Consider the following 23,576-nt stretch of genomic DNA (forward strand, 5'->3'; position numbering starts at 1 on the left):
AGCAGGCGGGTCATTTGTTAGGTTCGGTGCCGTCAGTTTACCAAGCGTGTACAAATTCTTTTGGCCGGGACACCGGTCACTGAACAATTCGACGCAAATGTGAAGCCGGGGCTAAACCCTGCCTGGCAAAACCCCCTGCCGCTCCCCCTCGGAGGACGCCCGGGGCGGCTACGATTCTGGCTATGAACACTGCCGCCGCCCCAGAGGCCATGCGCCCCTCGGAACTGGAATCGGGAAGTCCCGTCCCGCACCGTGGCCAGATCCTCGCGTGGGCCTCGTGGGACTGGGGTTCGTCAGCCTTCAATGCCGTCATGACAACGTTCGTTTTCACCGTCTACCTGACCTCCAAGGCATTCGGCGGGGAGGACCAGGCCTCGGCAGTCCTGGGCGCCGCGCTGGCCGTCGCCGGCGTGGCCGTTGCCCTCCTGGCCCCGGTCACCGGGCAGCGCTCCGACACGGGTGGCCGGCGGAAGCTGTGGCTGGGGGTCAACACGGCCGCCGTCGTCGTCCTGACCGGGTTGTGCTTCTTTGTCTTCCCGCGGCCGGACTTCCTGATCCTGGGCGTCACGCTCATAGCACTGGGCAACGTCTTCTTCGAGTTTGCCGGGGTCAACTACAACGCCATGCTCACCCAGATCTCCACCCCGCGGAACATCGGCAAAGTGAGCGGCTTCGGCTGGGGAATGGGGTATCTCGGCGGCATCGTCGCGCTGCTGGTTGTGCTCCAGCTTTTTGTCCAGCCCAGCGTGAACTGGTTTGGCGCCTCCACCGCGGACAGCCTGAACATCCGGCTGGTGGCGGTGTTTTCGGCCCTGTGGTTCCTCGTCTTCGCACTGCCCGTGCTGTTCGCGGTCCCGGAGCTGCCGCGCTCGGACCGGGGCGCCGGACTGGGGTTCCTCGCCTCCTACGGCCTGCTCGTCCGGCGCATCAAGGCGATCTACCGGACCAGCCCGCACACCATCTACTTCCTCCTCGCGAGCGCCATCTTCCGGGACGGGCTGGCAGCTGTCTTCACCTTCGGCGGGGTGATCGCGGCCGGCACCTTTGGCTTCGAGCTCAAGGACGTCATCTTCTTCGCGATCTTCGGGAATGTCGTGGCGGCCGCCGGCGCCATCCTCGGCGGCTTCCTGGATGACAGGATCGGGCCGAAGACCGTGATTATCGCGTCTCTGGCCGGCCTGCTGGTCGCGGGTACCGCGATCCTGGTCCTCGGCAACGGCAGTTACAAGTTCTTTGGCATGGCCTGGGCAGGGACCACCACGTTCTGGGTCTTCGGCCTGCTGCTGTGCCTCTTCGTGGGGCCGGCCCAGTCGTCCTCCCGCGCCTACCTCGCCAGGCTCGCCCCGCACGGCGAATCCGGCGAGCTCTTCGGCCTCTACGCCACCACGGGCCGGGCCGTAAGCTTCCTCGCCCCCGCGCTCTTCACGCTGTGCATCGCCGTCGCCGCACCCTTCGTAGCGGAGGGCGAGGCCCAGCGCTGGGGCATCCTCGGCATCATGGTGGTGCTGCTCGTGGGCCTGCTCGTGCTCCTGCCGGTCAAGGCCCCCGATCAGACCGAAATCGCGGTGGTCCCCGAGTCCTGAGGCGGCCGAATCAACGGTTCGCGCACTAGGCTGAGGGTATGAACGTGGATGAGACGGACCTCCCCGGCCTCGGCCGGCGCAAGGACTTCATGACTGCCTCCGGACGCCGGATCGGCGTTGTCGAATACCGCGAGGGCCAGACGGAACTCATCGTCTCGACCTGGGACGATCCTGACACCTGCCAGGCCTCTGTCCCTCTGACTGCGGATGAGGCCGCCGCCCTGGGCAACCTCCTGGGCGGCCAGCGCATCGCCATGCAGCTCTCGGAAGCCCACCGGGAAATCCCGGGTATTGTCACGCGCCAGTTTTCGATCAGCGCTGAGTCACCCTTCCAGAACCAGCCGATGGGGAAGGCGTGCATCCGGACCCGGAGCGGGGTCTCGATCGTGGCTATCATGCGCGAAGGCGAGGTCGTGCCCTCCCCGGGACCCGACGTCGTCCTCCACCCCGGTGACCTCCTCGTTGCGGTGGGTACGCAAGAAGGCCTGGACACGGCGGCCGGCATCCTGCGCAACGGATAAGCCGGATGGATCCGCTCGCGCTGACCCTGATCGAGCTGGGGGCCGTCGTCTTCTGCCTCGGCCTGCTGGCCAGATTGGCCGGGCGGATCGGCATGTCCCCCATCCCGCTCTATCTGGTGGGCGGGCTGTTCTTCGGGGCCGGGGGCCTGGTCAAGCTCGAAGGCATGCACGAGTTCGCGCACCTTTCCGGCGAGATCGGCGTAATTCTCCTGCTGCTTATGCTTGGGCTGGAATATACGGCGTCCGAGCTCGTCACCGGCCTGCGGCGGTCCTGGCAGGCCGGCGTCCTGGACCTGCTGCTCAATTTCCTGCCCGGTGCCGGGCTCGCGGTGATGCTGGGATGGGGCGTCGTGGGGGCCATGGTGATGGGCGGCGTCACCTACATTTCATCGTCCGGGATCGCCGCCAAGGTCATCACGGATCTTGGCCGGATCGGCAACCGGGAAACTCCGGTGGTCCTCTCCATCCTGGTGTTCGAGGACCTCGCCATGGCCGTGTACCTGCCGGTCCTGACCGCCACGCTGGCCGGCGTCAGCATCCTGCTGGGGCTGCAGACGGTGGGGATCTCCCTGGCCGTCGTCAGCCTGGTCCTGGTGGTGGCCCTGCGGCACGGACACCACGTGTCCAAGGCCGTGCACAGCGAAAACTCCGAGGTTTTCCTGCTCAACCTGCTGGGCGCTGCACTTCTGGTCGCGGGGCTCGCGGCCGCGATGCAGGTTTCCGCAGCAGTGGGCGCCTTCATGCTCGGCATCGCGATTTCCGGCGCCACGGCCCACAGCGCCACCCGCGTCCTGGAACCGCTCCGTGACCTCTTCGCGGCCATCTTCTTTGTGGTTTTTGGCCTGAACACCGACCCCCGGTCCATCCCCCCGGTCCTGGGCTGGGCCCTGCTGCTGGCCCTGGTGACGGCAGCCACCAAGGTGGTCACCGGGTACTGGGCGGCCAAGCGGGCCGGGATTGGCATTCCCGGCCGCTACCGCGCGGGCGCGGCCCTGATCGCACGCGGCGAGTTCTCGATTGTCATCGCCGGCCTGGCCGTTGCCTCCGGCGTGGTGCCCGCCGATCTGGCAGCCCTCGCCACCGCCTACGTTCTGATCATGGCGATCGTGGGGCCGCTGGCCGCCCGCTTTGTGGAGCCGCTGGTCCGGCTCCTGCGCCGTCCGGCACGGCGGCCCGCGTTCCGGACCTCGGGCCCGGCGTAACGCTGCCGCCCTGCGACTCAGCGCACTGGGTGCCTGGCCAGGAGGCTGGCTTGGCCGGCGCGGCCGTCCGGCCTGGCAGCCGTCCCGCCTAGATGTTGGTGAGGTGGAAATTCAGGTGGCTGCGGCTGGCCGTGGGCCCGCGCTGGCCCTGGTAGCGGTTGCCGTATTCCCCCGAACCGTACGGGTGTTCCGCGGCCGAGGACAGCCGGAAGAAGCACAGCTGGCCGATCTTCATACCGGGCCAGAGCTTGATGGGCAGCGTGGCCATGTTGGACAGTTCCAGCGTGACGTGGCCGGAGAATCCGGGATCGATGAAACCCGCCGTCGAGTGCGTCAGCAGGCCGAGCCGGCCGAGCGAGGACTTGCCCTCGAGGCGGGCCGCGATGTCATCCGGCAGCGTCACGGTCTCGTACGTGGAGCCAAGGACGAACTCCCCCGGGTGCAGGATGAACGGCTCGCCGGACTCAACTTCCACCAGGCGGGTCAGCTCGGGCTGTTCCTCGGCCGGGTCAATGTGGGCGTATTTGTGGTTGTCGAACAGCCGGAAGAACTTGTCGATCCTGACGTCCACCGAGGACGGCTGGACCATGTCGGGGTCGAAGGGTTCGAGGACAATCCGCTGGGAGTCAATTTCGGTTCGAATGTCGCGGTCAGAGATCAGCACAGGTTCAAAAATACCGCACGGGGCCCTGCCCGGCTTCATGAACGGGTGCAGCCGCCAAGTGTTACTCCAACGGGGCGTCTATTCCGTAACGGGCATATCTTCGAGGAGGGACTTGAGCCGCTCGAGTTGGCCGACCTCGGCCTTCATCCGCCGGCGGAAGGGTTTAGTCAGGCGGACAATGAACCCCCTGGGCTCGTAGTTCAGGGCGAATCGGACGCGGGTGCTGGGACCCTCGGTGCTCAGGTAGTAGCCGCCGTGCGGCCGGGCCGGCCCGACGATGACCTGGTACTGGATCTCCGCCCCCTTCCGGGCTTCGACGATTTCGAAGTCTGCGGCCACGGGTCGTCCGCCCGGTCCGGCGACCGTCTGCCGGTACACGGCACCTTTGGCGCCGGCGGCACCGGAGTGTAGTTCCACGCTCCGGACCCCCTCCCGCCAGAGTGGCAGGTGACCCGGGTCCAGGAGGAAGTTGTACACGCTCATGGCGTCACGGTGGATGACGACGTCGTACTCTGCGAATGCCACGAAAATCCTTGCTTGGCGGACGGCAATGGGCGTAGCCCGCTTCCCCCACAGTGCAGCTAACCAATTCAGGATATTCGCCCGGGCCGCCAGTACCGCGGCGGCTCCAGGTCCTTTACCGAAGAGTTACGGGGCCACCCCAGGGCGGTCGTCGCTCATCGCCCTGCGGGGCCCGCCAAAGAAGACCCGCCAAAGGGCCCCGCCAATGGCAGGGCCCGGACAACCCGGCAGACATCATCAGGTTTCCACACTCGCGAACTTGCCGCGGCGAACGTGGGCGGGCCGGAAGGAACCGTCGTCGCGGTTCTCGACGGGAGGGATGCGATCGGGATGTTCGGCGCCGTATCCGGCAACGTACGCCGTGTTGGCGTCGGGGCCCCGACGGGGGATCCTGTTTTGGACGACGCCGAGAATGTTGGCGTCGACAAAATTGAGCTGGTCGATTGCCTTGGCCAGGCTGTGTTGGCTCACCCTCTTCGTTCCGACCACCAGCAACACGCTGTCGGTGCTCTTGGTCAGCACACTGGCGTCGGTGACGGGGAGGATGGGCGGGGAATCGACGATGATCACGTCGAACTTTTTCTGCAACTCCTCCAGAAGTCGGCTCATGGCTGCTGAACCGAGCAGTTCACTGGGATTGGGCGGCAGAGGACCCGAGGCGAGCAGCGCCAAACCGTCGTCGGACCAGTACTGGATGCTGTCGTCGAGGCTGGACGTTCCGACAAGGACAGTGGTGAGTCCGATGCCCCCCTCGATTCCAGTCGCTGAAGCAACTGAGGGAAGACGAAGATCCGCATCCACGAGGATGACCTTCTGGCCGCCCTTGGCGATAGTGACGGCAAGGTTCAGCGCGACCGTGCTCTTCCCCTCCCCCGCTGACGCGGAAGTAACAACGATCGAGCGCATCGGCCGGTTCACACCTGCGAACTGGAGGTTCGTTCGAAGCTTGCGGAACGCCTCCGCGCCCGAACCGCCCAGGACCGAGGGAGGGGCCCCTGGCAGACGGCCGGCAGTCTGTTCAGTGATTCCTGCCAAGAGCGGCAGATCAGTCATCTTGCGCAAATCCGATTCCGTCCGGATGTTGCGGTCCAGGACATGGCGCAATACGGCCGCCGCGATTCCGGCTGCGAGCCCGTACAAGAGGCCCAGGCCGAGGTCCAGCTTCGCGTTGGGGCTCGACGGCTCGGTCGGCGTGGTGGCGTGGTCCACCGGGCTGAGCCGGACCGGGGTCGGCGTTCCGTTCGTGGGCCGCTCCAGGTCAGCGACAGCCGTGATGAGGCTGGCAGCGACGGCGTTGGCGATGTCGGCGCTCCGCTGGGCGGAGCCGTCCCTGGCTTCGATTTCGATGATCACCGTATTGCGCGCGGTGGATGTCTTGATCTTGGCGGCCAAGGCTTCCGGGGTCATGCCGAGGTTGAGCTTGTCGATGACGGGTTGGAGCACGGTCGGTTTTGAGGTGACGTCCACATACGATTGGACGCGCGCCAATGCGAAGACACTGCCCTGTTGCAGTTCCGCGGACGTTTCCGAGTTCTGCGTCGAAACGAAAAGGCTCGTCGATGCCGTGTAGGACGTGGGAGTCAGCAAGGATGCCACGCCCGCGAGTATCGTTCCCAGCAACGCCAGGACAGTGATCAGGCGCCAGCTTCGGCGCAAAATAAGCAATTGTTCACGGACGTCCATTGCGGGTCCTTTCACAGGCGGTGGTTGCAGCATTCCAGGCGAAGCGGCGCGTTTTCATGCGGCCAGCCAGGTGTAGCATCCATCCGACACGACGCGGGCGGTGCCGGCCGGGATGGTGAAGGCCGACGTACCGTTCGATTGCGCAATCGACCCGCCTGCTGCATCGTAGGCCACCAGTGTGCAGTTCGAGGAGGGATTCCATGCCTCGTACTTACCTGCGGAGATTGAACCACCGCCTTCCTTGGGCGCTGCCGCACCGATGGTGAAGTCGCCGTCGGTGAAGCCGCGGCGCGCGGCATCGAGCTCGGGCTGGAGCCCGGGACAGAGATCATTAATGGCAGCGACCACCTCCGCGTCCACCTTCTCGATCAAGTGGGACACCACGGCCTTCTGGTCCGTGGCTTTCACATTTTCCAGTTGGGCGCAGCTTTCCTGTCCGACTTGAAGGACAGCGTTCGGGTCGGTGCCCTGGGGGACCCGTGAAGCGAGATACCGCTGCTCGGGAGGCGCAAAAGTGGGCTTGGGTGCAGCCTGCGGGGCTTGCGCCTCGCCGGAGGCGGCGGGGGTGTTAGCAGGTGCCGCTGTCTTGGCTCCCGTGGCGGGAGCCGAGGGGGAAGCCCCCGGAGGAGCGGCCGGAGCCTCAGAAGCTGAGGCGGACGGGGAGGTTGAGGCGGACGGGGAGGTTGAGTTGGCGGACGCGGACGTGGCGTTGGGATTTCCGGGGGAGGTGCAACCGGCGGCTGCGAAGACCGCAGCCGCCAGAAGCACCATTCCCAGGGATTTCGAGAGACCGTTATACATGGGATGTTTTCTTTCGAGAGCTATTTTTACTTAGGGATTCGGCTCGAAGTTCAGTACCAGGGCCGGACGTTTGGCAGCAGAGGCTTCCCGCGAGAAGAACCACATGTTGTCGGTTCCAGCGCTCTGCATCGAGAAGTTGATGTCACCTGCGAGCGCTGCCGAGATTGCGGCCGCGTCGAGCGAAATTGAGTACGACGCGTTCGGTGCCGTCGGACCGGTCAGCGTTCCCAGCAAGGTGCTGCTGGTTTGCGGGCGGTTGTTGTAGGTCGTCGTCGCCTCGGACCAGTCACCGGCCATCGCCACCGTCTGCTGCGGATCGGCGGACCCGGCAAAGGAATCCGCGGTAGTTGAGAACTTCAAGGTTGCCGACACGAGGTGCTGGCCCGCAGGAACCTGCGAGGACGCATTGAACCTCATGTAGGTGATGTAAGCCGACGTACCCCTGGTGGCCAGGGTCGTGAAGGACCCTGTTGCGGTATTCGGCGCTCCCGCATTCACGTAGGTGTCGGCGGTCGGGGTCAGCGTGAGCGTGACCGGCTGCGGGAGCGGGACCACCGTTGCGGATGCTTCGTTGGACGGGCCGCTGATGTTGCCGGCCTCGTCGGCGGCGAGAACCTGATAGTAGGACGTTCCGGCCGGACGGCCCGCGTCAGTCCAACTGAGCGTGCTCCCGTTCACCGTGGCGACGAGGCTGGCTGCTGACGGGGTGAACCCGCTGGTATCGGAACGGTGGACCTGGTATGCCGTAACCCCGACGTTGTCAGTGGTTGCGTTCCAGGAAACGGCCACATCACTGGCATGTACCGCGGCCGCAACTCCTGTCACGGCCGCGGGAGCTTGTGTGTCGGGGACCGGCTGTCCGATTCCCTTGCCGATGTTGAAGTGATCGGTGACCTGAGCCGCCGAAAGCACCGTCGGGTACACGGCGAACTCGTCGATGGAGCCGGCGAAGTAGTTGCTCGAGGGCCGCAACGGCCAGCTGTTCAGCTGGTCTCCGCCAATCTTCCACGAACCCCAGTAGCCCTGCGCTGCAGTCTGGTTCGGCAGCGCGCCGATCTGGGTTCCATCCACGTAAAGCCGCATGCCGTCGCTGCCCTGCGTCGCCACGGCGTGGTGCCAGGCGTTGTCGTTGTAGGGCAGAACCGAGCTAACCGTCCTTGTGCCGTTGACGTAGACACCGTAGATCAGCGTGCCCGCGTTCGTCATGTAGAGGTTCCGGTCGTAACTGCTGCTGAGTCCGGGATTGGTACCGTGCCGGTTGGGCTGGCCACTGCCGAAGCCGAAGATCTTCCCGCCCCGGGTCGTGTTCGTCTTGAACCACACCTCCGCGCTGTAGACGGTGGGCGCATTGCCCCGATTCTGGCCGTAGGCGAATGCGCTCGTGCCATTGAACGTCGTCGAGCGGCTGGTGTCATTGGCAATGGCTCCGGTGTCGCCGGCAAATGCCGGTCCGCCATAGCTCAGTTCCAGGTTGTTGCCCGCAGAGCTGTCGGCGCCGACCGTCGGACCGTTGCCGTCAAGCCGCCAGTACGTACTGGCACCTGCCCCAAGGACAGCGGCCGGGTAGGCTGCGGTGTTCCTCGCTGTTGTGACGGCCACCGAGGCCGAGAGCGGACCGGTGTTGGTGCCGTCAGTCGCCCGGACGCGGTAGCTGTACTGCGTTCCGGGTACGGCTGTCTTGTCCGTGAAGGACACCTGGCCTGTCGACCACCACAGCGAGCTGGCATTAACAGTTCCCAGCGGGGTCGAAGAGCCGTTCCGGTAGACGCTGTAGCTCAGCTCCGAGTCGTCGTTGTCGAGGCTGGCCCGCCACCGGATCTGGTTTTCGCCGGCCTTGAGGCTTTCCGCGCTGACGTTGCTGGGCGAGGAAGGTGCCACAGTTCCCGGGCCGGGGCCGAACCTGGTCAGGCCCTGCTGGGCGGTGCCGTTGGTGGTGGTGAATTCGCCGGCGACCCAGAGCATGTCGCCCGAACCCCGATTCGTGTGGACGATGGCCCTGGGGCCAATGCCTTCACCAATCCCGTCGTTGGTATCAGGGCTCCACCCCAATTGGGGTGCCGGGGCGTTGACGCTCTGTGCCGTCAGGTGCTGCCGGACGCCGTCTGCCATTTCATTCATGGTCGAGCAGTCGTGCTCGTGGCTGGCGGCGTAGAGGACACCGCCGTAGACATCCACCGCCTGGGTGGCTCCGAGGCAGGTGTCCCTCCACACCTGGTCGTAGGTGTCAAGGCTGAATCGTGCCCGTCCGTCGAAGACGCCGCCTCCGGTGCCCTCGTTGCCGATGTAGAAGTTCTGCCCGTCGTCAACGATGGATTTTGTAAATGACGTGCGCGAGATGAACGTTGCGCCGTATGCCCTCACGTTCGCGCCGGTGTTCGTATCGACGACGGCGATCGACTGGGATGCCACGCCGTTCACAGTTGCGAAATCGCCACCGAGGACGGCCACGTTGCGGCCGGCGGGGATGTCCAGCGCGCGGGCTGACGCGTTGACGGCCGGCGCCCATGGAAGGAGCGCGCCGTTTGAGTCCATGGCCGCGTAACGGCTGCGGGCCTCGGTCCCGACCGTTTGGAAGTCGCCACCGAAATAGACGGCGGTGTCGGTTGCGGCGATTGTCCGGACTGTGGCCGAGACGATTGCCGGCCGGAAGGTCGTGTCTACCGTGCAGCCAGGAAGCTTGACGGCAGCGATGCGGGTGGTGTTGACGCCGTTGATGGCCCCAAACAGACCGCCCACATAGAGCCGGCTGCCGTCCGGAGTTACCGCCAGGGCACGAACGGTTGTACCTGTGCCGCCCGTCACGGACAAGGCGCAGGAAGTCGGGTTGCCGGTGAACGCGTCGAAGGCCGCGAAGTTCACTGCATTTCTTGACTGGGCGCTGCCGGCGGCGGTGCCAGGAGGCCGGATCTGGGTGAAAGTTCCGCCGGCGTAGACAACTCCGTTTGACTGGGCCATGGTCCAGGCAACGCCGTTTGTCTGCCAAGTCGGGAGGGCGTTGGCGGAAAACGCAACTCCCGGAGATAGAGCGAGCGCGGAGCTGCTGGTGGCAATTAACGGCGCCACCGCTAGCGCTATGCCCGCTAGAACAGCTGGGATTTTTTGACGCATGGAGTCCCCCCCGGTTACGTAATCATGAACTTCAGGGCTGAAGCTACCAAGATCAAATCAGCAAAGACCAAGGGCGGGAACGGTTGCTCCTACTAGCTTTTCCACCCCTCCTACTTGTCTTACTAGTCCCGCTACCTGCTTTAGCCGCCCGCCCACGCGTTTCTCCCCAAAGTGCTTTCCGTCAGGCAATAACACCCTCAGCATGGAATTGGGGGGACCAGCCCAGCGCCTCGACGGCCGGCCGGTGCCTATGACCTATTCGGCATTCGTGAAGAATCGAGTTCGTTGTGACTGTTCGTATCGGCTATGCATCCGGTGTCTATGATCTTTTCCATGTCGGGCACCTCAACCTGCTCAAACATGCACGGTTGCACTGCGACTATCTGGTCGCGGGAGTGGCTTCCACTGAAGCGACACTGCTCGTGAAGAACAGAGAGCCTGTCGTGCCTCTTCATGAACGGCTTGAAATCGTCCGGAATATCCGGCTTGTCGACGAGGTGGTGGTCGACAACTACCCGGACAAAGTAGACGCCTGGCATGCCGTTGGCTTCCACGTAATTTTCAAAGGCGATGATTGGCGCGGAACAGAAAAGGGAAACCGCCTCGAAGCCGGCATGCTGGCGCTCGGCGTCGAGGTGGTGTATTTTCCCTACACCGTTCACACCTCCAGCACCCTGCTGCGGCGCGCCCTGAACCTGCTTGATAACGGCCTTGAAGACAACGAGTCATTGAAGGCGTGAAATGCAGGCAAATCGAAGTGCGGGGAAATCAGGAACCGACACTGGGAATATTCCGGAAAATCGCAGAGCGCTCTCCCGGCGCCAGGCCATCTTCCTTGGAGCATCGGGATTATTTCTGGCCGGATGCACGCCCGCTCGTCCGCCTGTTCAAGCTCCACGAATTCACACAGTAGCCACGCTATTCGAAAATGATCGTTTTATTGTGGCTCACCGCGGCTCAGGAGATAACTGGCCGGAACACACTATGCACGCCTATGAGCAGTCGGTAAATTCCGGTGTTCCGGCGCTCGAAGTTTCGGTGAACGCCACCAAGGACGGCGTGCTGGTGTGCCATCACGACCAAAGTGCGCTCAGGGTGACCGGGCAAAACCGCAAGGTCGCGGAACTTACCTATGCCGAGCTCAGCGGCCTCCGGGTCGATGCCCGCGCTTGGCTTGGCCCGTCGACGGCCCTTGAGCCCATTCCGAAGCTACGGGACGTCCTTGACCGGTTCGCGGCTTCGCATGTCATCTTCATCGAAGACAAACAAGGCACGAACACAAGAACGCTTCTTGACCTGATGGACAGCTACCCGAATTCCACCGAGCATTTCATCTGGAAGCAACCGGCCCCCGCCCTCCAGGTTGCGGCAGCCGCCAAGCGCGGCTACAAAACGTGGGGGTACTTCATGCCGGATGCCATTCCCCGTTTGGACGAGCTCGCCGCCGGATTCGACTATCTTGGCGTTTACCACACCGCCGATGACGCGACGGTCCGTAAGGTCGTGGCCTACGGCAAGCCCGTCATTTGCTGGGAAATCCATACTCGTTCCGCTGCCAACCGCGTGACCAGCCTGGGCGTTCAAGGCCTGATGTGCTCAAACATCCCCTATGTGACATCGGCGACCGCGGAATCTCAAGACACGTTCTCGACCGGTTCCCGGGCCGCCGGCGACCTTCCTTGGACTGTTGACCAAGGCTGGGGAGCCCAACCGGTGATCGACGCGGCATCGGCATCAGTAGTGCTGGATAAAAGCGAGAACTTCAGCTACCGGCTGGGTTCAATGGGTCCTGTCACGAAAGAGATCCACAGCATTACGTTCGAAATGTGCTGGCCCCAGGAACTTCCGTCGAACCTTCAGCACGCCGGAATCGCGTTCGGGCAACAGGATGACAACCCCTACCGGGTGTTGGTGCCAAGCAGCGTCGGGGGATATCACCTGATCATTCGGCCGGCCGGAGAGCTGGTCCTGTACCGGCGCGACCCAGGCAATCCCGCCGGCACACGGCTACAGACGATCGCGACATCACCCGTGAAGCCCGGGGAATGGATGCACTTCAAAATCGACGTTACGCCGTCCTCCATCCGGTTCTCGAGGGTAGACGGCGCGGGCTGGTCAGGAGAGACGATGGACCGGGAGTATCGCGGGGGCTACATCAGTCTCTGCAAGGATTACCCTGCCCCGGTCCCCGTCCAGTTCAGGGGTGTCACGGTCACCTAGACCGGATGCCCGGCAGGGCCGGCCACCCGCCGTGTTCTGCCGCGCTCACCGGGCGTCAGCAGCCCGCCGGAGCTCGACTTCCGCCGGATCGGGCCGATGCAACGACGATTCTGTCCGGGAACGGGAACGGGATCTCGACACAACGGTGGCGGTCCCCCCGACGACAACCGCGGCCGCGACTGCCAGCGCAAACGCCCAGGCGGCGCCAACGGTTCCGCCCGCATACGCCAGGGCAAGGGGCAGCACAAGCGTCAGAAGGGCCAGAACTGCCCGCATGAGCGTCGACAGCCTGTTCGCCTGGACGGACCTGTAGTAGGCCAGCAAGACGGTGTAGGGAACCATCGCGAAGTATTGCACCAAGTAAGGAAGTCGCAGCCCGGACGCAGCCTCCCAGGATGCGCCGAGCACGAGGGCCCCTATGGAGCCCGGCAGCAGCATGACGGCCGCGCCCCACAGCCCGGCCATGGCTGCCACGACCACAGCCGTTTCGATCAGCCGCATTCGAAAGACCGCAGTGCCCTTGGAGCGCACGAGCTCGGGAATGACAGCCATCTTGATAGCGGAAAAGGCGGTGTTAAGGGGCGAGAACAGCAATTGCGCCGCCCGCAGCGCACCCACGCCAGCAGCACCCAGAGGCAGCGCCAAGAGATACAGCACGACGAAGTTGGACGCGTTGAGCGCTGAAAACTCCCCGAGATAGCGAAGCCCGGGGTTACGGTTGACGCCCAGCCAGCGCCTGCCGTCGCGCAGCGAAGGCAGCACCCGCCCCAGCAGGAGTCCCAGGACCAAAGCTGCCGCTGCGCCGCCGCCCCAGCACAGAACGACGGCCCACACGGCTCCGGTGGTGGACGCGACAGCCACCATGGACGTGATCGACAAGACGGCCCACACAGCGTCGATGAGCAGCGCCCGCCATGGACGGTGCTCGCAGATAAACAAATACCGGAGCGTGTCTTGGAGGAGCACGAAGGGCAGGCTCGCGGCGACGACAAACCAGATGAGGCGGGCCGATTGGTCAGCCACGACGGCGCCGGCCAGCAGCAACGGAACGGTGGCGGCTGCGACCAGTACGCTGGCACCCAAAACGCCTCTTCTCACCGGGGCTTTAAGGGAGCCCGCGGCGGAGTATTTGACCAGCATTGTCTCTCCGATAAGCGCACGCTGGGCGCCCAGGAACAGGAGCAACCCCGCATAGCCCAAGGAGAACTGACCGAACTGGCCGGGGGTCGCGACATTGGCCGTAATGGCTACCGCGACGAAGTTCGAGATGCTGGATACGGCCTGATCGCCGAAGGCGACATACCTGCTCAGGCGGGCCATCTAGTCCATCCTTGCCAGGGCACGGGAAAACTTCGCCACATAGGCGGCGCAGAAGACGCAATGGAAGATCGCCAAGGCCGCGTAGCTGGGCAGGAATATGTTGATCCACGGCACTGTCATCAGGGCCAGGCACGTCACGCCGTAGTCGACTGGCAACGTGAGGATTGATCGCTTTATCGAAGTTGAGGCATCGTGGCCGGGAGGTGACGGGCGCTGCCCCGCCTGACGGGTCAGCTGATCGAACAGTGCGCCGGCGAAGAAGATTGTGGAGTTGGCGAAAAGGAACACGCCGCACAGCGCGGCCAGCTGCAGCGCCGGAATGGAAGTTGTGCGCAGGAGGAAGCAGAAAACGGCTCCGTGCAGGACGACGATCCGCCCGCTGTCCAGCACGTGGTCGAGCCACTCTCCCAATTTTGAGCTCCGTCCCTGGAGCCTTGCCAGCTGCCCGTCTGCGGAGTCGAGGACAAACCCGGCGGCGAGCACGGCTCCCACCAGCGCGGAACCTGCCCCGGTTCCTGCCCCGAGGGCCAGCCACAGCAACGCCCCGTAGGTAAGGAACGCCCCAGCGAAAGTCACCTGGTTTGGCCCGAACCGGGTGTTCCTGAGCGCGGCTGCGACCACCCGGCCGGCCGGCCGGTTGACGTACAGGCAGTACAGGGGCACCCCTTTCTTGCCCTTCTGCGCCAGGCTGAGCTCCCTGAAGGACTGGGCAAAACCGGGCCCTGCGGCATGTGGACGCTCGAGCTTGTCCGTACTCATTTCGTGTCACCTGGCTTTCGTTTGGCGCTCACGCTCAGAACAGCAATGGCCAGGGCGAGGATCAGCAGCCTCCCCATCGACTGCAGCAAAGAGCCGCGGAGCAGGATAAACATGTACCCGGAGAAGATGGCGACGCCCAGATAGCCCACCGATCCGGCGGACAAGGCACCCGCGCCGAAGCCGACGTCGAGCCTTCTGCTCAGCAGCCCCAGCAGGGCGAATGTGACCGCCACCCCGATGACTCCGAAATTGATCCAGGCCTCTGCCCACAGCGGGGACGACAGGTTGACGTTGGCACTGCTCATCCACTGGCCGACCTCAACACCGCTGTCGAGCGGTTTCGTCGGCCAGACGACGCGCGGCACCCAAAACAGCACGGCGCCAAGGAACTGGTACCCCCAGGTCAGTCCCTCATCCCGGGTGAACCCAAGGGTATTCGCGAGCATGCTGAACTGGTCATAGTCCTTGGTCGAGATCATCCGCCACACCGAATCCGTCTGGAGCATGACGCCGGTCCCCGCTGCCCGGCGGGTGATGTCGCTTAGCGGAAAAAGGAAGATCGCCGCCACTACCCCGCCGACGATCGCCAAGTTGAAGAGGGCTTTGCGTGACCCGATGAGCGGCATGACCAAGCCGAAAAGCACGGCCAGCGTCCAGTAACGCGAGTTGGAGATCGGGTTGTTCACGACGACATTGAGCACCACCAGGCCGACTATTAATACGGAGTCAAGCAGGTTGAGGGAACTTCGGAGGACCCGGAATATGTGGATGTAGAAAATGAGCGCCACCAGGCAGGTTACGGAGCCGAAGGCGGAGATGATCGCCCGGGCGGCTTGTCCGCTGTCGGGGCTCACCTGGTCCAGGGCCTGGCTCGCCTCCTGCCGGCTGGCAAAGAACACGCTGATTCCGCCGACCTGAGCCACGTATATCAGCCCGCCCAGGATCGCGGCTGTCGCAAAGATCCTCAGGGTTTCCATGCTCCGCAGCTTGCGCACGGGCGCCGGGCCGCCCAAGTTCTTGAAGAGTCTGAGGTGATAGGCCAGGTCGAAGCTGACGCAGCCAAGAAGAGTGATGGCGGTTGCCGCGGACAAGGTCGAGTCGTCGACCTGGACAGCAAGGATGGTTGACGCGCCGGTCGACAATTGGGCCAGTGGAACCACGCCCAGGCAGACATAGACGAACATCCAGAAGACACCGGCTACCGGTCGCACCTGGTCTTTCCAGAGAATGGCACTCATGCGGAAAGCCGCATAGAGGAGCACCGAATATCGGATGAGGAAGTCAGTATCGCTGTAGGTGGCTTCCGACGCCGACCGCAGGATGAGCGGTATGGCGACGGCAAAACACAAGAAAGTCAGGATCGCCAGCGCCGCGCCGATTCCTGACTTCCTCTCGCCCGGCAGGCTGATCGGGCTCCGGAGGTCACTGCCGGCCAGCATCTATCGCCTCCGCATACAATCCCAGGAGACTTTCCGCGAGGGATTCGGCAGACCAGAGACCCAGGTGCAGCTCACGGGCCCGCGCACTCAGCCGGAGCCGCAGATCCTGGCTGGCCGCCACTGTGGCCATGGCTGCGTGGAAGGCCCCGGCCGTGGGTGCGGCGACAACCGCCGCGCCCGCTTTCTGCAAGGGCGCGGCCAGTCCACATTCCGAGGTCAGGATGATGGGCGTACCCACAGCCGCCGCCTCGATGATCACCATCGGGTAAGGCTCGTGGCGGGCGGGCAAAACGACGGCGGTCGCATGGGACAGCGCCTCCAGCACCTGGGGTTCCGTCAACTCCCCCGGAAGATCGAACCGGTCGCGGAAGCCTGAAGCCTCGATCAAACGGTGCACGCTCTCCAGTTCGCCTTGGTCAGGTCCGGCAACCACGAACCGGGCTTCCGATCCCTCCCGCAGGAGGGCAATGGCTGCCTCGACGAACACCGTGGGCTGCTTGCGCGCCGCCAGCCGCGAAACAAACAGAAAGGTGGGGGTCTGCGGGTCTTCCCACACGGTGCCGGGGTCGGCTGTAGCGTTCACCACCCTGCGCATCTTCGTCCTCGGCACGCCGAGGGACTCAAGGTTCTTTTCTTCGGCCTCCGTCAGGGTCAGCCATATTTGCGGCGTCCGCATCGCCCGACGGAAGATCAGCGCATCGAACACCCGCAACCCGCGCGAACGCGGCGCTGCCAGCATGCCGTGGGCCTGCGCGATGACGGGAATGGCAGCACCGCGGAGCACCAGGGCGCTGAAGGTCGTGATGAAGTCGCGGCAGAGGTGCAGCTGGACGACGTCGACCTGGCGGCTCCGGTCCCAAACATGCCTGACGAGGCCAACCCCAATCAGGCCCCTGAGACGCGCGCCCCGGAAAGGGCGCCGGACGCGGAAAATTCTTTCATGCGGTTCCGGGCGAGTGGCCGGCCGGCCGCCGAGCCAGCCCCCGACGAGTTCAACAGCGGCACCGCGGCGCACCAGCGCTGCAGTCTGCATGCGCGCGACCGCCCAGACGCCGCCCGCGACGGCCCCCGGGCCGGCCAGGCCGCCGATCTGCAGCACGCTCAGGGGCGGCCTCGACGATGCGCGATTTTCAGACATGCTCAGCCAGCCGGCTGCCGTTTTGCTGTAGCTCGCGGGTCTTCAGGCCGATCTGCCAGTAGTACGTGGCCAGGGCGACGGCGTAGTCCATGCCGGCCCGTCCGTCCAGGAAGCCGCCCCGGACGATGTAGCTGTAGACCCAGAAGGCAACTGGTTTGAACGGGACGACATCAAAGCGCTGGCCCTGCAGGCTTTTCGACGAGCGCACCGAGCGCCGCATGGCCGGGTCGGCATGGATGTAGGCCTCCCAGTCGGAGTACTTGTTGTGCCTGTCGAACCAGGTGCGGACCGGATCCAGATCGTGGTGTGCCAGCAGGCCCGCTGTGCGTCCCACCTCACCTGTCGCCTCTGGCTGGTAATGCACTTCCAGCTCTGTCATCACCGGGAGATTCACCAAACCGGTGTCCTCATAGCGGTTAAAGCCCCGCTTCAACAGCGAACGCTTGACCACCCGGTGGCCGTGTTTGAGAACCTTGCCAGCGAAGTGATAGGAGATGGGGATGTCGAAAGCCACACGGCGTTCCAGCGGATCCGAGACGATCACGGCGATTTCCTCGATCAGTTCCCGGCTCGGAAATTCGTCGGCGTCAAGGAACAGGATCCACGGGTGGCGCGTCGGCGCATGTTCAAGCTGCCACTGCTTCTTCTGCGGGTAGGCCCCGTTCCAGGTGAAGTTGATAACGGTCGCACCGCCGGCGGCGGCAAGTTCCGCGGTCCGGTCGGCGCTGTTTGAATCGACCACGATGACCTCGTCAAAGTCGCTCAGTGCCGCCAGGCACCTCTCGATGCTCGCCTCTTCATTTTTCGTCTGAATCAGGACCGAAGCTGGTATCTTCTGCATTCACTTCCCCCTCGAGAGTGGATTGCCGATAGTCTTTGCGAATGGATTTTCTGAAGAGCGCAAACAGGACCAGATCATCCTTCCGGTTCCGTCACGTGAAGGAACTTGGATTTGGCCTGCTGGCCGTCGTGGCGGTCATGATTGCTGTGCTGGCATTCACCGCGCGGGGCAACGGGGCCGCTCCCTCGCCGGCTCCAGCTGCCAGCACGCCGGAATCGAGCCGTGCCGCGGTCCCAAACGTTGACATCATCGGCGACTCCTACGTTGTTGGCTCCGACCAGGGTGGCTACGGAGCAGCAAACTGGGCAAAGATCGTCGGGTCCCGCTTTTACTCGGAATCCCATCCGGTCGACATGAACGTCATCGGCCATCCCGGCGCCGGGTACATCGTCAGGGGAACCGAGAAAGTCACGTTCGCCGAAGCCGCCACCACCAGCCTGCGCTCGACGGCAGATCTGGTTCTCGTCTTTGGGAGCAGGAACGACGGTAAGCAGGACCCTGCAACGATGGCTGCGGCTGCGACGGATCTCTACACAAAGATCCACGAGCGGGCGCCCCACGCGAAGCTGATCGTCGTCGGGCCGGCCTGGGTCAACGAGCGGGTGCCGGACTTCATCACCAGTGACAGCAAGGCGATCGCCGGGGCAGCGTCTGCCGGTGGCATTCAGTTCGTCGACCCTTTGAGCGAGCGCTGGTTCTTCGGCGCCGATTCCAAGCTCATCGGCGCCGACGGCGTCCACCCGACCGACGCCGGCCATCAGTACCTCGCCGACAAGATGTACGCGTTGATTTCCAAGACCCTGGCCACCATGGCTACCCCCTAGGATGCATTGTGCCATCACAGGACATCATTTCCCCGGAACCGTTCTCTGATCACTGAGGGGCCGGGCACCCGCCCGTAGACAGCATTCGGCGGAACCTCACCACGGACCACGGTGAGCGGCTCCACGACGGCTGACTGGCCAATGTGGGCTCCGCCGAGCACCATGCAACGCGAGGTGACCCATGCGCCATCGTCAATGTGAACGGGGCTGGTTATCAGGCCCATGTCGCTGCGGGCCCGGTGGCTTCCCGTGGTGATGAAGCATTCCTGTGAAACCACAGCGTTGGCGCCGATGTAGACATCGTCCTGGTTGTGGAACCAGACGCCCTCACCAATCCAGCAGCCGGTTCCGATGTGCAGCTTCCACGGAAACTTGACGCGGGTGCGGGGCCGGAATGTGACGCCCGGACCGATCTCGGCGCCGAAAGCCCGCAGCACGGCGACCCGGAGCCGTGAACTTATCTGCCAGGGGTTGCTCACGAACAATAGCTCGCAGGCCCCCCACAGGTAGACAATCGCCCGTGGCCGGTCCCAGGCCTCACCGGCGCCCGGCGCCTGAGCCAGATCAATGACAGGCGTCTGCCGCCCTGGTCCGGCGTCCGGCGATGATTGTGCTGGCATCAGGACACCGCCTCGGCAGTCTGCGCGGACCCTTGTGGTGCCAGACGGCGGTCCGCAACGGCTTTGGCCAGCACTTCTTCGAATCGGGTGGCGATCGGACCAATACCAAACCGCTCGACGGAAAGCTGGCGGCTTCGCTCTCCGGCGGAGACAAGCGCCCCTGGCGACTGGACCATCCCTTGGAGCCAATCGGAGGCACCCATCACACCCTGCGCGTCCGGAGTCCCGACATACCCGCCGGCCGCCCCGATGTCCACGGCCGCTGGATTGTCCCGCGGCATGAGTCCCAGGACGGGACGGCCGGCCGCCAAGGACGAGAGCACCTTGCTGGGTATCGAAAACTTTGACGCCCCGGGCTCCAGGAGGGCCAGGAGCACATCAGCGGAGCCGAGCATTTCAGAGAGTTCGGAAGCAGGCTGGAACGGCAGCAGGGTGATCGGCAATTCCGGCTGCCGCTCCGCGATCTGGCGCACGGCTTCAATCCCTTCCCCCTCCGAGGCGACCACGAGACGCGCCGGGATGCCCTTGCCCAGGGCGGCGCGCAGGAGATCAATCAACAGCAGCGGATTGTGCTTCCGGCCGAGCGTTCCGGCATAGAGCAGACGGATCTCCCGGCCCTGCGGGAGATGGGCGCGCGCCCACCCGTTGTCCCTTGGCCCGGGCAGGATCTCACCGAGCGGCGCCCAGTTTGGAATGACAGAAACGTGGCGCACATCGAGGCCCCAGCGCCGGTACGCCCGGCGGAATTCCTCGCCGATTGCGACGACCTGACTGGCACTGCGGACGAGGTTCTTCTCCGTGCGCGTGACCCATCGCTGCGCTGCCGGACCGACAGCCGCAGGCAGCCGTTTCCTGATCTCTTCTCCGATGGCTCTGCTGAAGAGGTCCTGATGCCACAACACCCAGGGCTGCCCCGACTTTGCCATCGTTGAGCTGAATCTGTTCAGGACGAACAACGGAACGTTGCATGCCACGACGCAATCGGGACGGGCCTGTTCGAGGTGGCTGACCCAAGCTTGGGCAAATGACTTCTCGAACCGCATCCGTCCCAACGGCGAATACTTCTCGAAGGTCCTCACGGCGGTGATTCCGCGGAAAGTCAGCGCGTCCGGGTCACCGTCCAGGCGCTCCAGCTTTCCCTTGCCACTGGGATACTGGGTCGCGTAGGCGTGTTCGACGTCGTGTCCCCGCGCGGCGAGTTCCCGGGAGAGCTCCGCCTGGAACGGGTGCCCGGCGAAGTCGTGAATATGGATGCGCACGGGGGTTCACCCCTGCGCCTTGAGCTGGTCGAAGATCCACTCGTAGGTCTTTTCCAGTCCGGTCCGGAGCGTGATGGACGGCTCCCAGCCGTACGTGGCATGGAAGAGAGTGTTGTCGCTGTTCCGCCCGCGAACTCCCTGCGGGGCGTCGAGCTTGTAGTGCCTGGTCACCACGGTGCCGGAGATCTGCTCGAGGAGATCCACCATCTGGTTGATCGAGACCAACTCAGAGGATCCAAGGTTGACGGGCTCGGTCAAATCGCCGCGCAGGACGTCTTTAGTGCCCTGGATGCAGTCGTCAATGTACATGAAGCTGCGGGTCTGTTCCCCGTCGCCCCAGATCTCAAGATTGGTGTCGCCTGTCAGTGCCGCCCGTGCGAACTTGCGCGAGAGTGCGGCCGGCGCCTTCTCCCGCCCACCGTCCCAAGTGCCGTGCGGGCCGTAGACGTTGTGATACCGGGCGATTCTGGTCTGCAGCCCGAAGTCCTCGCGGTAATGCCGGGCCATGCGCTCGGTAAAGAGCTTCTCCCATCCGTAGCCGTCCTCCGGCTGTGCGGGGTACGCGTCTTCTTCACGCAGTGCGATGACGTTAGAGGACGTTTGATGTCCGGCAGCATAAACGCAGGCTGAGCTGCTGTAGAAGAACCGCTCAACGCCTGCTTCCTGCGCTGCCATGAGCATGTGAGTGCTGGTGAGCACAGTCAGCATGCAGGCCGCCTTGTTGTTCTCAATGAAGCCCATGCCGCCCATGTCGGCGGCGAGGTTGTAGACGTACTGCACGCCCCGGTTGACCTCGCGGGCCGTCTCTAGCAGCGAGCAGTCGCCCTGGATGTTCTCCGCCTCCGGGTGCACCTGGTACCACTCTGCAAAAGGCTTGCGGTCTACTGCCCGGACTGATTGTCCGTCTTTGAGGAGTTGGGCCACCAAATGGCCTCCGATGAATCCACCAGCCCCCGAAACAAGTGTGGTCATTGCCTTGCCTTTCTCAATTTTTGTAGAACAGAAACCCTTGGTTTGTCAGTAGGCCCCGACCGGATTGATGAGCATCTTTGCTGTGCGCCAAAGGATGATCAGGTCTCCGGCCAGCGACCAGTTTTCGACGTAGTACAAATCCAGGCGGACGCTGTCGCGCCAGTTCAGCTCCGATCTCCCATTGATCTGCCACATGCCTGTCAGGCCCGGTTTGATGTAGAGCCGCCGGAGCACCTTGTGGTGGTAGTTGTCGACCTCGCGCTGCAGCGGGGGCCGTGGACCGACCAGGCTCATGTCGCCCTTAAGGACGTTCCAGAACTGCGGCAGTTCGTCGAGGGAGTGCTTGCGCATCCAGCGGCCGACCCCGGTGACCCGCGGATCGTTGTGCATCTTGAAGAGCACACCCGCGCCCTCGTTGTGTTCCAGGAGCCCGGCGAGATCGTCCTCCGCGGTTTCGACCATTGACCGAAATTTCAGCATGTTGAATTTCTCACCGCCGCGACCCACCCGTTCCTGCCTGAAGATCACGGGCCCGGGGCTGTCCCGCTTGATCATCACCCCGAGGACCAGAAACACAGGGATGAGCGCCACCAGGGCCGCGGCGGCCAACGTGATGTCGAATAGCCTCTTCAGAGCATGCTTGGCGCCGGCGTACTGCGGCAGTTCCACGTGCATGAGGGGCAGGCCCTCCACGGGACGGGAGTGGATCCGGGGACCGGCGACGTTGGTCAGTCCGGTGGTGAGGATCAGCTGGGTGGACGACTGTTCCAGCTTCCATCCGAGTCGTTGTATGTAACGGCTGCCGCCCTTCATGGGTCCGGCCACGATGACAGCATCGGCGTCCACGGAAGCCACTGCTTCCACGACGCTCCGCTCGTCTCCAATGACGTTGAGGACATGGCTGCCCTGGGTGAAGGTGCCGGCGCCGGCGGACCCGGAAAGTGCGACACCCACGACCTTGTACGCCGCACCGGACTTCTTTTCGATCTGGCTGACGACGTACCGGACGTCATTCGGCCGGCCCAACACGATCACACGCGAAAGGTAATGGCCGTGAACCCGCTGTCTGGACAGCCACTGACGCATGCTCCAGCGTGCCGCCAGCAGGCCGGTCAGCCCGGCGGGCAGGGCGAGCGCGAAGAATCCCCGGGCCACGTCGATATTCAGGACAAAACAAACCAGAGCGATGAGGCCCAGAAGCATTGCGCTTGCGCTGACGACCCGTCTGTATTCGTCGATTCCGATTCCGACGATCCGCGTGTCCCTGCTCTTGTACAGCCCCAACGCAAGCATCCAGGCGGCCGCGATGACCACGGAAATGTAGAGGTAATCCACTCGGAACTCGCCCACTTGAACCGAACTCACTGTGCTCAACCCGAACCGGGTGATGTGGGCCGCCGCAGTCACTGCCGCAATCACCAGGGCGTCTGCGGCTATCAGCAGATGCCGATAACGGTTTGCCCAACGAATGCCCTCGCGACGGGAGCTGCTCGCAAGCCGGAGTTTCGCCGACCTGAAGTCGGGAAATGGGATGGACGGCGGGGCTAAAGCTGCCGCGCCGGCAGCAGACCTCGGTGAATCTTGCGTTCGTGGGGTGACCCGGACATGATCCGGGGATCGATACCCCGTATGGACCGGAACGCGCTGCTTGAGCTCACTCATGCTTGCCGCCAATAGCGCCAACAGGACCACTGAACCCGGCCGTCCGGCGGCCCTGATGCCCTGCCAACTGCGTGGCCCGCGAGTGGCCTTGATCCGGCACGTTTGGGTGGGCAAACCCACCCGTTGGCAACAAAGGACGGGCCACCATCAACTTTTGGTCGTACATGTGAGACCTTCTAGCGACTCGGTTGGCTGTGGTCTCCTCCAGTAAATTCGATGGCTTTCTGCTGCACACGAGTGTGGCCTACCCCTCTTGAGTTGGTGGACCACTCGTCAAATTCGCCGCCACGGGCGGACTACTTGCGCCCATTACCCGGATTCGAGACAGCACTACCCATTTCGGGGTGCGGTTTCGGCTCGCTTTCTGTGCAGATGAACGAGGCGTTCCCACAGCGTTTCGGGGAAATGACGGGCGCGGGGATGCCGGGATCAGCGATC

20 protein-coding genes are annotated in these 23,576 nt (G+C 64.0%); 6 read left to right on the forward strand and 14 right to left on the reverse strand.

Features of this window, described 5'->3' with window-relative positions:
* The first annotated feature begins 182 nt into the window (after positions 1–182).
* The 3 genes from AC1DHX_RS05035 to AC1DHX_RS05045 are packed head-to-tail and all read left to right on the forward strand — an operon-like array spanning position 183 to position 3,306.
* A complete protein-coding gene (locus AC1DHX_RS05035; RefSeq protein ID WP_476860353.1) occupies positions 183–1,583 on the forward strand; it encodes an MFS transporter in 1,401 nt (466 codons plus the stop codon).
* A gap of 38 nt (positions 1,584–1,621) precedes the next feature.
* The gene (locus AC1DHX_RS05040; protein WP_028275382.1) at positions 1,622–2,104 is read left to right on the forward strand and encodes a cation:proton antiporter regulatory subunit; all 483 of its coding nucleotides are present in this window, start codon (positions 1,622–1,624) and stop codon (positions 2,102–2,104) included.
* Positions 2,105–2,109: 5 nt separating this feature from the next.
* Positions 2,110–3,306: a cation:proton antiporter gene (locus AC1DHX_RS05045; protein ID WP_028275381.1), complete on the forward strand. Its 1,197-nt coding sequence runs from the start codon at positions 2,110–2,112 to the stop codon at positions 3,304–3,306.
* Positions 3,307–3,394: 88 nt separating this feature from the next.
* On the opposite strand, the gene dcd is transcribed toward AC1DHX_RS05045, so the two are convergent.
* From dcd to AC1DHX_RS05070, 5 genes are all read right to left on the reverse strand, one after another.
* Positions 3,395–3,970: a dCTP deaminase gene (dcd, locus tag AC1DHX_RS05050; RefSeq protein ID WP_026538211.1), complete on the reverse strand. Its 576-nt coding sequence runs from the start codon at positions 3,968–3,970 to the stop codon at positions 3,395–3,397.
* Between the two features lie 78 nt (positions 3,971–4,048).
* On the reverse strand, positions 4,049–4,495 hold the full coding sequence (locus AC1DHX_RS05055) for an SRPBCC family protein (RefSeq protein ID WP_476857317.1): 447 nt from the start codon (positions 4,493–4,495) through the stop codon (positions 4,049–4,051).
* 234 nt (positions 4,496–4,729) lie between these two features.
* A complete protein-coding gene (locus AC1DHX_RS05060; protein ID WP_476857316.1) occupies positions 4,730–6,175 on the reverse strand; it encodes a tyrosine-protein kinase domain-containing protein in 1,446 nt (481 codons plus the stop codon).
* A gap of 54 nt (positions 6,176–6,229) precedes the next feature.
* A complete protein-coding gene (locus tag AC1DHX_RS05065; RefSeq protein ID WP_476863720.1) occupies positions 6,230–6,583 on the reverse strand; it encodes a hypothetical protein in 354 nt (117 codons plus the stop codon).
* A gap of 423 nt (positions 6,584–7,006) precedes the next feature.
* The gene (locus tag AC1DHX_RS05070; protein ID WP_476860355.1) at positions 7,007–9,931 is read right to left on the reverse strand and encodes a CBM96 family carbohydrate-binding protein; all 2,925 of its coding nucleotides are present in this window, start codon (positions 9,929–9,931) and stop codon (positions 7,007–7,009) included.
* A gap of 440 nt (positions 9,932–10,371) precedes the next feature.
* On the opposite strand from AC1DHX_RS05070, the gene AC1DHX_RS05075 reads away from it, so the two are divergent.
* Together AC1DHX_RS05075 and AC1DHX_RS05080 are read left to right on the forward strand one after the other, a co-directional pair.
* Complete coding sequence (locus tag AC1DHX_RS05075; protein ID WP_476857313.1) at positions 10,372–10,824, forward strand: FAD synthase family protein; 453 nt, start codon at positions 10,372–10,374, stop codon at positions 10,822–10,824.
* A gap of 1 nt (position 10,825) precedes the next feature.
* On the forward strand, positions 10,826–12,304 hold the full coding sequence (locus AC1DHX_RS05080) for a glycerophosphodiester phosphodiesterase (RefSeq protein WP_476860356.1): 1,479 nt from the start codon (positions 10,826–10,828) through the stop codon (positions 12,302–12,304).
* 45 nt (positions 12,305–12,349) lie between these two features.
* Here AC1DHX_RS05080 and AC1DHX_RS05085 read toward each other — a convergent pair whose 3' ends face one another.
* The 5 genes from AC1DHX_RS05085 to AC1DHX_RS05105 are packed head-to-tail and all read right to left on the reverse strand — an operon-like array spanning position 12,350 to position 17,801.
* Positions 12,350–13,624 (reverse strand): MATE family efflux transporter, encoded by a 1,275-nt coding sequence (locus AC1DHX_RS05085; protein ID WP_476860357.1) that lies wholly within the window; start codon positions 13,622–13,624, stop codon positions 12,350–12,352.
* Complete coding sequence (locus AC1DHX_RS05090) at positions 13,625–14,383, reverse strand: CDP-alcohol phosphatidyltransferase family protein (protein ID WP_230006829.1); 759 nt, start codon at positions 14,381–14,383, stop codon at positions 13,625–13,627. It lies immediately after the preceding gene.
* A complete protein-coding gene (locus tag AC1DHX_RS05095) occupies positions 14,380–15,822 on the reverse strand; it encodes a hypothetical protein (protein ID WP_476860358.1) in 1,443 nt (480 codons plus the stop codon). Before AC1DHX_RS05095 ends, AC1DHX_RS05090 begins: the two co-directional genes overlap by 4 nt.
* Positions 15,806–16,960, reverse strand: coding sequence for a glycosyltransferase (locus tag AC1DHX_RS05100; protein WP_476860359.1), 1,155 nt, complete (start codon positions 16,958–16,960; stop codon positions 15,806–15,808). Before AC1DHX_RS05100 ends, AC1DHX_RS05095 begins: the two co-directional genes overlap by 17 nt.
* Positions 16,953–17,801, reverse strand: a complete 849-nt coding sequence (locus AC1DHX_RS05105; RefSeq protein WP_223915154.1) for a glycosyltransferase family 2 protein — start codon at positions 17,799–17,801, stop codon at positions 16,953–16,955. The genes AC1DHX_RS05100 and AC1DHX_RS05105 overlap by 8 nt, the downstream gene beginning before the upstream one ends.
* Before the next feature lie 41 nt (positions 17,802–17,842).
* On the opposite strand from AC1DHX_RS05105, the gene AC1DHX_RS05110 reads away from it, so the two are divergent.
* On the forward strand, positions 17,843–18,625 hold the full coding sequence (locus tag AC1DHX_RS05110) for an SGNH/GDSL hydrolase family protein (protein ID WP_476860360.1): 783 nt from the start codon (positions 17,843–17,845) through the stop codon (positions 18,623–18,625).
* A gap of 14 nt (positions 18,626–18,639) precedes the next feature.
* Here the strand turns inward: AC1DHX_RS05110 and AC1DHX_RS05115 are convergent, their stop codons facing one another.
* From AC1DHX_RS05115 to AC1DHX_RS05130, 4 genes are read right to left on the reverse strand one after another with little or no spacing between them, the layout of a single operon-like run.
* Positions 18,640–19,245, reverse strand: a complete 606-nt coding sequence (locus tag AC1DHX_RS05115) for an LbetaH domain-containing protein (RefSeq protein ID WP_476860361.1) — start codon at positions 19,243–19,245, stop codon at positions 18,640–18,642.
* Entirely contained in the window at positions 19,245–20,504 is a 1,260-nt protein-coding gene (locus AC1DHX_RS05120) for a glycosyltransferase family 4 protein (RefSeq protein WP_476860362.1), read from the reverse strand. The genes AC1DHX_RS05115 and AC1DHX_RS05120 overlap by 1 nt, the downstream gene beginning before the upstream one ends.
* Positions 20,505–20,510: 6 nt before the next feature.
* On the reverse strand, positions 20,511–21,476 hold the full coding sequence (locus AC1DHX_RS05125) for an NAD-dependent epimerase/dehydratase family protein (RefSeq protein WP_476860363.1): 966 nt from the start codon (positions 21,474–21,476) through the stop codon (positions 20,511–20,513).
* A 45-nt stretch (positions 21,477–21,521) separates the two neighbouring features.
* On the reverse strand, positions 21,522–23,138 hold the full coding sequence (locus AC1DHX_RS05130; protein WP_223915145.1) for a sugar transferase: 1,617 nt from the start codon (positions 23,136–23,138) through the stop codon (positions 21,522–21,524).
* Positions 23,139–23,576 lie beyond the last annotated feature (438 nt).

This window comes from Arthrobacter sp. 05N33_2, from assembly GCF_056397425.1.